Source organism: Streptococcus sp. HSISS3 (genome assembly GCF_000448605.1).
Taxonomy (GTDB): domain Bacteria; phylum Bacillota; class Bacilli; order Lactobacillales; family Streptococcaceae; genus Streptococcus; species Streptococcus raffinosi.
This window is the reverse complement of sequence record NZ_CM002130.1, coordinates 671,494-682,176: the sequence shown is the minus strand read 5'-3', so window position 1 is coordinate 682,176 and position 10,683 is coordinate 671,494. Positions and strand designations below refer to the sequence as shown.

Here is a 10,683-nt window from a genome sequence, read left to right as displayed (position 1 = left end):
ATAGAGACGATGCTTGGTACTATTTCGGAGCTGATGGTAAAGCCGTGTCTGGTTTCCAAACCATTAACGGACAGAACCTATATTTCTACGAATATGGTGTCCAAGCCAAGGGACAACTGGTTACTGTTGACGGCAAAACCTACTACTTCGACCCAAATACAGGTGAAAAGTGGGTTAATCGTTCACTTACCTTAAACGGTACGGTCTATAACTTTGACAATAATGGTGTGGCGACGACTAAAGCTGACCAAACCACAAATCGAAACCAATTTGTTAAAGGTACCGATCAAGAATGGTACTACTACGATGCTAATGGTAAAAAAGTCACTGGTTTCCAAACTATTAACAAGGACCTCTACTTCTTTAACGAGAAAGGCCAACAAGTTCGAGGAGGTATTTTCAACCTAGGTGATAACTACTACGTCGCCAACAAAGATACTGGTGCTATCCTTCGCAATGCCTTTTATCACGATACATCAACTGGACCTTATGGCAACTTCTCTGAAAACATCTACTACGCTGGCAATGATGGTGCCTTCAAGACAGGCTGGTTAGAAGTCAACGGTAATCGTTACTACGCTAGCGACTATTCTGATGACGACACCCCTAAAGGAAACCTCTACACAGGAGTTATCAACTCTCAACTATTTAGCCCAGATGGGAAACTCTTGACAAACGGTCTCTATCCTGAGTTCAAGCGTACTGGTGAAAATGCTTATGACCTTGAAGGTGTCTATGTCACAGATACTGACGGTAATATCAAAGAAGGTCCTTATCAGTATGATGGCAAGATTCTTGGATCAAAATATAGTAGCGTCCGCCAATCACAATGGTCAACTTTTGACGAATGGGATATTCTTAATGGACACCTCTACCATTTCGACTCAACACCTATGACCTTCACAGCACCAAATGGTCAAAAAGTGACCACAAACGTTGCCATTGCAACAACCAACAAGTCCCTTACCTATCGTGGTGTAACCTTTAATTTTGATGCCAAGGGTATTGACGCGACAAAAGAAAAAGCCATCCACTTTGACCAATTGCAGACAGATCCTAGCGGCACAAGTTATCTCTATGAAAATGGCCAAAAGGTCACTGGCTTGAAGACCTTTGATGACGTCTGTTACTATTTCTATGACGATGGCCATCAAGCCAAAGGTACTGAGGTCGCAATCAACAATAATGTTTACCAATTTGACCAATTGACTGGTATCATGACACGCAACGCCTTTTCAAAATCATACAACTACGAAGGTTCTCCACGTTTTCCATACTACCCAACACGCTACTATGGCAATGACGGAGCTGCTCTGACAGGTTGGCAAACCATCAACGGCAAGGACTACTACTTCCGAGATAGCGGAAACCTTGAAACAGGACGTTTTATCATCGGGGACAGAGCTTATAATGCTGATGACAATGGCGTGGTTGCTGATCGCAAGGGTGAACCAGCTTATCGCAATCGTATTGTCTACGATAAGGGCGACAACTATTATTACAATGACAAAGGTGAGAAAGTTACCGGCTTCCAAGAAGTTGACGGCAAGGTCCTCTACTTCGACGCTGAAGGCAAACAAGTCCTAGGACGCTTTGTCACAGTTGATAATTACACCTACTATTTAGACCCTAAAACAGGTGAAAGATACACTAACCGCTCTGTCCTCATCGACGGTAAACTCTATACCTTCGATAAAGATGGACATGTGGTGTCTTAAGATGAGATGAAACCTGAAACCGAGACGAAAGTCTTGGTTTTTTGGTGGGGAAATGCTAAAAGCTCTACTGTAAGAGTACATTTCTTATGTCTCTATTTTTGCTATAATAGTCTCAAACAAATAAAAGGAGATTTTCTATGACATCCTTATACGATTTTACAGTTTCAGATCAAGCTGACCAACCCGTGTCTCTCAAAGACTATAAGGGCAAGGTCGTCTTAATCGTCAATACAGCAACAGGATGTGGTTTGACGCCACAATATCAGGGCTTGCAGGAACTTTATGACAAATACAAAGACCAAGGATTCGAGATTCTTGATTTTCCTTGTAATCAGTTTATGGGTCAGGCACCAGGTAGTGCTGAAGAAATCAATAGCTTTTGCACCCTCAATTACCAGACGACTTTTCCCCGTTTTGCCAAAATCAAGGTCAATGGTAAGGAAGCTGAGCCACTTTTTGAGTGGCTTAAAAAGAAAAATCTGGACCACTTGGAGCTAGAATTGAATGGAACTTTGCTAAGTTTCTGATTAACCGTGAAGGACAAGTCGTCGAACGCTTTTCTTCCAAAACAGACCCTCTAAAAATGGAAGATGCTATCAAAGTTCTTCTTAATAACTAAACAAAAAACGAGAGTAAAACCAAACGACAATCACTGACTGTCGCTAGTTCTGCTCTCGTTTTCTGCGTTAAGAAAAATAGTATAAAAAGAAATTTCGCTTTATTTTAGAACAAAGCTGTCAATGCTGTAATCAATCCAAAGATGATACCTGGCGCATTCGCAGCAGCAAGGGGAAGGTCACGTTCTTTTTTAAAGAGACCATAGTAAACCCAAAGGCTACAGTTGATTGCAGCTACCAAAGGTTGGATAAAGTTTCCTTTATGACCAGACAAATTGTCCATGATTTGTGGCACGTAAGATACGTACATCATTACTGACATAAAGGTTGCCACCCAACCAAGGGTTTTCATTTGTTTATCTGACATTTTGATTCTCCTCTTTCATAAAAAATTCACTCTGTCCTTTAGACCTGTGAGAATGGTCTCAGGACGTGTTTCAATCCTTTAAAATTAAAACATGGTCTATCTTACGCTACCAGAGCAGAGAATGCAAGGATTATGGGACAATGTTAATAAGATGTAAACTATCACAAGATTGTGATTGGTCACAATCTTGTGATAGTGGATCTGGTCTCTTATGTAGCGTTTGCATAAAAAAAGACCTCAAAAAGTAAGTCTTGTCAAGAAAAAACTGAAGACCACAAAACAAAAAACCAGACTACCGATAAGAGTGTAATCTGGTTTGATAACAAGATTCTAAGGCAAATCATTTCCTGCAGCTAGGTAGATTTGGTACCATTCCTTGCGCGTTAGGGTAACTTCTGCTGCTTTCCCTGCTTCAAGGACATGTTGTGGCTTGGTCGTTCCAATGACTGCCTGCATCTTACCTGGATAGCGAAGGACCCAAGCAAGGGCGATAGCTGTCGGAGTGACTTGGTATTTTTTCGCCAAGTCTTTGAGGACGTGATTGAGGTCCGCAAACTCTTCATTGCCGACAAAATTTCCCTTGAAATAGCCATGCTGGAGGACAGACCAGGCCTGAATCACCGTATCGTATAAGCGACAATACTCAAAGACACTGCCATCTCTCACGGCTGCTTTTGACCCTTCCATATTGACATGAAAACCAGCTTCAAAGCTCGGTGTAAAGGCTGCACTCAACTGCAACTGGTTGATCTTGAGAGGGTGTTTGACTGCCGTTTTGAGCAATTCCATCATCATAGGATTTTGATTGGATACCCCAAAATGACGGACCTTGCCAGCTTGCTCCAAGTGATTAAAGGCTTCTGCCACTTCTTCAGGCTCCATGAGGGCATCCGGTCGGTGAAGGAGAAGACTATCTAAGCGTTCAATCTGCAAACGCTCGAGGATGCCATCAACGGAGTCCAAAATATAGTCCTTAGAAAAATCAAAATAGGTAAAGCCATCTTTTCGAATTCCACACTTAGACTGGATCCACATCTGGTCCCGAAGATCAGGACGACGTTTGAGGACCTTACCAAGGAGCTGCTCACACTTACCATTTCCATAAATATCCGCCAGATCAAATGTGTTAATTCCAATCGACAGGGCTGCCTCTACCAAGGCCTCCACCTCATCTTCGCTCAATTCGCTAATACGCATCATCCCAAGGATAATCGTTGACAAACGCTCATTTTCAGCAAAATCAATATACTTCATCTCTGCCTCCTTTTCTGTATCTCTATTGTAGTGAAAAGGGTTTCAAAAATCAATTGAGAATTAAAAGGCCCTCAGCATCAACTGAGGGCTTAGATAATAAACGATTGCTAAGGGAAAGTTTGATAATCTCCCATAATACCTAAGATTAAAGACTGATAACACACCCATTGATTCTATATAAGGAAATGAAAGATAAGATTTTCAATAAGAAGAGCTCTCTATCACTTCCAAAAGCTTTTTCCAAATTTTTAACATTGATGACTCTTCTACTCTTTATAATAACGTTTGGTAATCTTGTATTGTGAAATAAGTATATAAATATAGATGATGGATACAACACTCAAAGCCAAGAGGATATCCGTCTGGAAGGCAATCCCAATGATTAAAATTCCAATTAGCATGATAGGTAAGATATAATTGCTTAACTTGACCACCACTTCGAAATTTTCTTCGTAGCTAATCTGCTTTTCTGCTTCATCCATCATACTCATCATAAATTCACGCACTTCCTTGGCATTGGCATTGCGAGGAATTGGTTTTCCATAAATCAGATGAAAGGTCTTACGATAGAAGAAATCCACTAGGATAAATAGAACAAACAAGACAAGAAGAAGATAGAGCATGGTAAAAGTTCCAAAGATAAAAGACAAGTTTCCTGTTCCAGGTCTATCCATAGACATCAATTGACTATAAAATATGACGACTAAAAAGTATGGTAAGATCAAGATTCCTTTAACAATGGTTGCTAAACCATAAAGTTTTTTCTTTTGAACGTCATAGTGATATGCCTCATCTTCATCTTCTATTTGAAGCATCTTTTGATGGACTTTTCTTCCCCACATCAGTAAGCCCATCGTAATCATAAACACAATCAGGAATAAAACTACAGATCCCAAATAGAGTACTTCTTTACTAAAGAAAGATTGAATTTCAATTGGCTTTTCTGATCCGAACATCCCTGTCAAAACTCCAAGACCTCCTCCAATCAAGCCAGCAGCAGTCATCAAACCTACTTTTCTCCAAAAACGGTAACGTGGGGATCTTTTTTGTGGTTGCTTTTTCATAATCATTCCTCTTCCTCTACAAGACTAAAAACATTTTCCACAGGCTCTTTGAAAACTTGAGCGATGGTAATAGCAATGATAACTGAAGGGGTATATTCCCCTCGCTCCAAGAGACTGATGGACTGGCGTGAGACCCCTGCTAGCTTGGCTAGCTCAGATTGGTTGAGCCCATCACGCGCTCTCAACTCTTTCAGACGATTTTTTAATCTCATGATGACTACCTCAATTGCTGAATTAATTCAACATCTTCAATACGAACTAATTTTGTCACCCTATGTTGTTTAATGCCCTCACGGCTTAATTTAACCCAATCTTCATCACAATCAACAATTTCCCAATTACTTCCAAAACCATTTAGTCTAATACTGACCGTTTGCCCTTTCAATTCTTCTAAAAGTCTAGACATTTCTTGATTTCCTTTCAATTGTTTTTCCAACCCTTTGATACGTTTGTTCAATCTTTTTATCTTCTCCTCTGAGCTCGTATAAATCAGAAACAGAAGTGGAATAAAAGATAGCCAAATAAATTCCATCGTAATTTCTCTCCTTTCTTCGTCTAAAACTATTGTAACGCTTCTTTTTATTTTTGACAAGCATCTTTGTCAAAAATAAAAAGAACATTGTCAAAATTGTTGGAAATAAGATATTAGTAGCTCACCTTTTCATACCTTTTAATGTATCTCTCCTTCGATAAACGTCTTGGAAAAATTGATGTGAAAGATACCGCTAAGAAAGTACCTAAAACCAAATAATTTCAAATACTCAGAAGTTTGGAGAACTGTCTTAACCTGAGCCTAAAAATTAAAAGTCGAGGGCTCAAACTTTACTCATGAAACTTCGGAGAAGATCGCTGACATTTGCTATCACCTAAGGAAAGTTTCAAAATTCAAGCTATACATTTTCTTGGGCATTACTAGTTTTAAAATAGAAAAACTAGCAAGATTCTTCAATCCTGCTAGTCATTTGTCTTATCATTATGATTTTGTTCAGTCAGTACATAACCGACTGACTAAGTTAAGGTGATTATTTGTCGCCAAAAACTTTGAAACGGCCTTCTGTTTGGATGTCCTTATCTCCTGCTGGTGCGACGATTTGACCAAATGGTGCTTGGGCACGGAGCTTCCAGTTCGCTGGGATATCATATTTTTCAGCCAATTGGGCATCAACAAGTGGGTTATAGTGTTGCACGTTCATGCCGATATTCTTCTCAGCCAAAGCCAACCATGTTGCATAAAGAGCTATTCCGTGACCTTGTTCTGACCAAATTGGGAAGTTATCTGCATAAAGTGGGAATTGCTCTTGAAGGCCTTTCACCACATCTTGATCTTCATAGAAGAGGATTGTTCCCTTAGCTTGGGCAAAACCTTTCAAACGTTCTTTTGTTCCCTCGAAGGCTTCTGCAGGTGTCACTTTTTCAAGCTCTGAATAAGCAATCTCATTCCAGAAGGCATCTGATTCTTCATCCAGCAAGATAACCACACGTGATGTTTGTGAGTTAAAAGCAGTTGGTGTGTTAAGAACCGCTTCTTGGATAGTATCAATCAATTCTTGATTTGAAAGTTCCACATCTTTTCCCAATGCATAGATAGAACGACGTTTTGTTTGTAAATCTGTAAAGTTTGTCATCGTTATTTCCTCTTTATTTGTGATATATGTTAAATGTTAAGTTTATTTGTAACAACTTTGATTACAATAACCATTATAGCCGTTTGAAATGTAATGTCAATAGTTACGACCCAAAATCACTAATTATTGATATTTTTTCTTACCCGTGTCAAAATACCATCATTGTCCTCGAATGTTAAGGCATTAGAAGATAACCATTTGACCTCGGCTCCACGATTATTAGCACGCTCTGCAATAGCAATCAAATCTTCCTTAACTTCAACTTCAACGACGTAATAGGCAAGACCAGGCATATTTTCTTCACGTTTGGCCAAGTCTTTTCCACCCCATTCATTGACCGCTAGGTGATGATGGTAATCACCTGAAGCAATCCAACTAGCACTTGGAATGGTAAACTTATCTGCCAGCTCCAAAACCTCCTGATAGAAAGATGAAGCTAGCTGACTATCCTTGACTGATAAATGAATATGCCCTATGCGAGTATCCTTAGCTATCAAAAATGGCTCAACTTTGCGTCCCATCTCGTATATTTCTTGAGCTGATAGTTCTTCTGTTACCCCAACGATGCGACCATCCTCACGAATATCCCATTCAGCAACAGGCTTGTCTCGATAGAGCTCAATGCCATTACCCTCAAGATCCTCCAAATAAAGGGCTTCGCTATAACCATGGTCAGCGGCACCAACAAAAGGATAGTCCAGCTCGGCGATATGTTTGAAAACATCAGCTAGATCCTCGCGAGAAGGTAATAAAATCGCCATATGGTAAAGGCCATAACTGGACTTGACCGCCTCCTCACGATTGGTTTCAATCAAATGGAGCAAAGGCTTGTTCCCAGCTCCCAAGATAACCTCTTTTTCCGTTTTGGAGAGGATTTCAAGACCTATAATCTGTGAATAAAAGGCTGTCCGACCAGCCAAATCCTTAACATTTAGCACTGCCTCTGCTAAATAGATCTTACTATTATAATCGTATGTCATCTGATTTTCTCCTTTGTTGTAATCTTTTGTATGACAATATTATACTTGGTTAGATTGTAATGTCAATTATTACAACCTATAAATAAAAAAGAAACCGAAAAACTTTCGATTTCTTGGAGTCTCATGTTTAAAATCAATCCCCTGCTTCCTTCCAATGAGTCTTGGCATCCTCTAAAATACCAGCTAGGGTTTTCTTTTTCAGTTCTTTTTCCATTGCCATTTGAACGTCTTCTAGACTCTGGTCCAAAATGCCATGAATATTACGTCCTACAGGACAGGCTGGATTTGGATGGTCATGGAAGCTAAAAAGCTGACCGCTTGGTCCGATACTATCAACAGCACGGTAAACCTGTAGAAGGTTAATCTCGTCTGGTGATTTGACTAGTGTGGCCCCACCTGTGCCTCTTTGAACTGAAATCAAGTCTGCTTTCTTAAGTTGCGATAAGGTTTTGCGGATAATAACTGGATTGACACCTACACTACTTGCCATTAAATCACTGGTTAGCTTAGTTTCATTTCCCTTATTTTGTGCTATAAGGGTCAAAATATGGACAGCAATGGTAAAGCGACTTGGTATTTGCATATCAGGGACCTCTCATTCTTCTTTGTTATTTTACTTGATTATAACAAAAAGAAAGTTGTAAATCAATAAGTTACAACAACTTATTGAATCAATCTTAGGACTAAAAAAGATAGAGCCATCATAGACTCTATCTGATTGTGACTTATAAAAATGGACCAATCCATCCTATACTAGCTTACTGTGGCTCTAGCTTAGTCTTTTGCTTCTTACGGACACCTTGCCCTTCGATATGTTGTTTGACAAGTTCTACAACTTCATCATTGGTTGGTAAGTCCGAGTGCTGAGCATCTTCGCCCGTAACAGTGATTTCAGTATAGCTTTTTGCTTGATTCTGATAGATGTACTTCCCAGCTGAAACACTGGCATCAGGAACCAACTCGTCCGAGTCATAGGTGATAGTCCCTGCCACCGAATAGACATGTAAGGTTGATGGGATATTTTTCTTGGCCGCTATGAAATCCGCCAGCATGACCGATTTATTTTTGATATTAGTTTCAGTGAAATTATAAGGTGTCCCGATGGTCATCAGCGAATTAATCTTGACGTCATAGTCATCCAGATAATTTTCAATAAAGGCCGTATAAATCAAACCACCATTTGAATGTGCTAGGCCTTTGAAATTATTAAAATTATATTTATTTTGCAGGGCTTCAAAGGCCTGATTCATCATTTTGGCTTGTTTTTTGATATTGCTGTAGCCGTCGTTGTTATTTTCAAAGCCGACAACAATAATAGGTTCATTGTCATTTTTCTTGATTTTTCCTTCAAAGGTAATACGCCCATTATTCCAAACCTTGACCTTGAGGAGGCTATGCTTAGTCCCACGACGGTCTTGATTTAGCTTACGTACCAGACCATCAAAACGATTTTCCGTAGCGGAACTCCCCGGAATCATGATAATAGGAGACAATTTCGAGTTGTAGAAAGTCTCAATTTCCTTGACATTTTTTTTGGTCCAGCTATAAGAAGGCACCGCTAAGCCGATGAGAAAGACAGCAACCAAAAAAAAGACCAACTTCATTTTTTTATTGAGCTTCATTAGTTTCTCCTTCCTCTTTTAAACCGTGTTGTACCTTATTAGAAAGTCTTACGAAAGGAATAAAGATAGCGACATCAACTGCAAAACAAAACAGACTAACAGCCAAGGCACGAAGGCTACCACCAGTACCAATGAAAGCATAGAGCAGGCTAGGGGTACCATCTGGTACAGGATAAACTGCCGCCGGCATAAGACGAAGCACCAAAGCAATTGCTGCTATTCCCATGTTGACCATTGGTGCTAACAGAAAGGGAACAAGATAGACCAGATTAAGCAAAACTGGTACACCCACCATCAAGGGAGCACCATTATTAAAGAGACTAGGGAAAACGCTGAGAAGACTGACTTTCTTATCCTTATAACTGGTTGAGGTTAAAAGAAGGGCTACCAAGAGAGCCAAGACTGATCCAACGCCAGCAACCAAACCATAACTGTGATAAAGATTTGTCAGAGTAAAAAGATGGGGAAGCCCTGTCGTCGTATGATGGGAAACCGCATAAGTCAGATTCTCCAAAGCAAAGCTATCTTCAGCTATAGAATTGAGAGCGAAGGCTTGACTATTCCCAATCCAAGCAGAAAAAGTACTCAAAAGGCCCATCATAAAGGTTGAGAAAAGATGATTACCAGTGACGGTAATGGTCGATGTAAACTGTCTAATAGACTGAAAGATATTTTCCCGTTCACCAATAACAAATAGAATATTAAGCCCAATTGCCAAAATTAAAGACAAAAAATAGGACGAACCGTCTTAGGCTGATAAATATAGTCCTTATCTACAATTTGGTCATCACTGGCTCTTGAAAATCGGAAGATCTGACCAACCAGATAGCCCACGAATATAGCCAGCATAATATTAATCGAAGCCGGTAAATTGATACGCGTCAAATCGCCATCGTTAAGTGGAGACATTAGTAACTCTTGCGATCCTATAATCAAACTGACCAAAAGGGAAGTCACACCAGCCGTACCAGTACTTCTACCATAGTGGCCAGCTGTGTATTTTCCAGCGAAATAAGTCGATAAGGGACCTGCTAATCCACCTAGAAAACTAGAAAGATTAATAAGCACCTGACCTGAAGTTTTAAAGGCCGGCAGCCAATCAGAAACTGAAAAAAGTTGGTTAATATAACCCATCTCCGAAAAAACAGATAGTGAAATCACCCGAATAATCCCCGAAAATAGGAAAAAGGGAAAAAGCGAAACCAAAGTTTTCTGCGTAATTTGAACAAAACCACGCTCACGAAACCAGAGAAAACTTCGGATCAAATAGTTTGTCATAAAAGACTCCTAGAAAATGGCCATACTCGGCCCTGTATTAAACATTCACTATCATTATAGCACAAAGGAAAGGGACTTACCTTAACCGTGGGTTAAAGCACACACTCTCAGAATGTAGTCACCACCATTTTCATGATTTCTTGAAAAATTTAAGAAAT

9 protein-coding genes and 3 pseudogenes are annotated in these 10,683 nt (G+C 39.8%); 2 read left to right on the top strand and 10 right to left on the bottom strand.

The window, feature by feature from the left end; all coding sequences use genetic code 11:
* A pseudogene (locus HSISS3_RS03335) lies at positions 1–1,718 on the top strand (glucosyl transferase); the annotation flags it as partial.
* A gap of 137 nt (positions 1,719–1,855) precedes the next feature.
* Positions 1,856–2,337, top strand: a pseudogene (locus tag HSISS3_RS03330) (glutathione peroxidase).
* 104 nt (positions 2,338–2,441) lie between these two features.
* On the opposite strand, the gene HSISS3_RS03325 reads toward HSISS3_RS03330, so the two are convergent.
* The 10 genes and pseudogenes from HSISS3_RS03325 to HSISS3_RS03280 all read right to left on the bottom strand — a co-directional run bounded on the left by HSISS3_RS03325 (position 2,442) and on the right by HSISS3_RS03280 (position 10,525).
* Positions 2,442–2,702, bottom strand: a complete 261-nt coding sequence (locus HSISS3_RS03325) for a SemiSWEET family transporter (RefSeq protein ID WP_002888017.1) — start codon at positions 2,700–2,702, stop codon at positions 2,442–2,444.
* Positions 2,703–3,032: 330 nt separating this feature from the next.
* Entirely contained in the window at positions 3,033–3,956 is a 924-nt protein-coding gene (locus tag HSISS3_RS03320; protein ID WP_021151682.1) for an aldo/keto reductase, read from the bottom strand.
* A gap of 266 nt (positions 3,957–4,222) precedes the next feature.
* Positions 4,223–5,026, bottom strand: coding sequence for a DUF3169 family protein (locus tag HSISS3_RS03315; protein WP_002885273.1), 804 nt, complete (start codon positions 5,024–5,026; stop codon positions 4,223–4,225).
* Positions 5,023–5,232, bottom strand: coding sequence for a helix-turn-helix transcriptional regulator (locus HSISS3_RS03310; protein WP_002885361.1), 210 nt, complete (start codon positions 5,230–5,232; stop codon positions 5,023–5,025). The genes HSISS3_RS03315 and HSISS3_RS03310 overlap by 4 nt, the downstream gene beginning before the upstream one ends.
* 5 nt (positions 5,233–5,237) lie before the next feature.
* Positions 5,238–5,552, bottom strand: coding sequence for a hypothetical protein (locus tag HSISS3_RS03305; protein ID WP_042771794.1), 315 nt, complete (start codon positions 5,550–5,552; stop codon positions 5,238–5,240).
* Positions 5,553–6,042: 490 nt separating this feature from the next.
* On the bottom strand, positions 6,043–6,645 hold the full coding sequence (locus HSISS3_RS03300) for a nitroreductase family protein (protein WP_021147244.1): 603 nt from the start codon (positions 6,643–6,645) through the stop codon (positions 6,043–6,045).
* A gap of 119 nt (positions 6,646–6,764) precedes the next feature.
* Entirely contained in the window at positions 6,765–7,625 is an 861-nt protein-coding gene (locus HSISS3_RS03295) for a VOC family protein (protein WP_021151680.1), read from the bottom strand.
* A gap of 133 nt (positions 7,626–7,758) precedes the next feature.
* Positions 7,759–8,208: an Rrf2 family transcriptional regulator gene (locus HSISS3_RS03290; protein WP_021151679.1), complete on the bottom strand. Its 450-nt coding sequence runs from the start codon at positions 8,206–8,208 to the stop codon at positions 7,759–7,761.
* 175 nt (positions 8,209–8,383) lie between these two features.
* Positions 8,384–9,247, bottom strand: a complete 864-nt coding sequence (locus tag HSISS3_RS03285; RefSeq protein ID WP_021151678.1) for an alpha/beta hydrolase — start codon at positions 9,245–9,247, stop codon at positions 8,384–8,386.
* Positions 9,234–10,525: pseudogene (locus HSISS3_RS03280) on the bottom strand (PTS sugar transporter subunit IIC). Before HSISS3_RS03280 ends, HSISS3_RS03285 begins: the two are co-directional and overlap by 14 nt.
* Between the last annotated feature and the right edge of the window lie 158 nt (positions 10,526–10,683).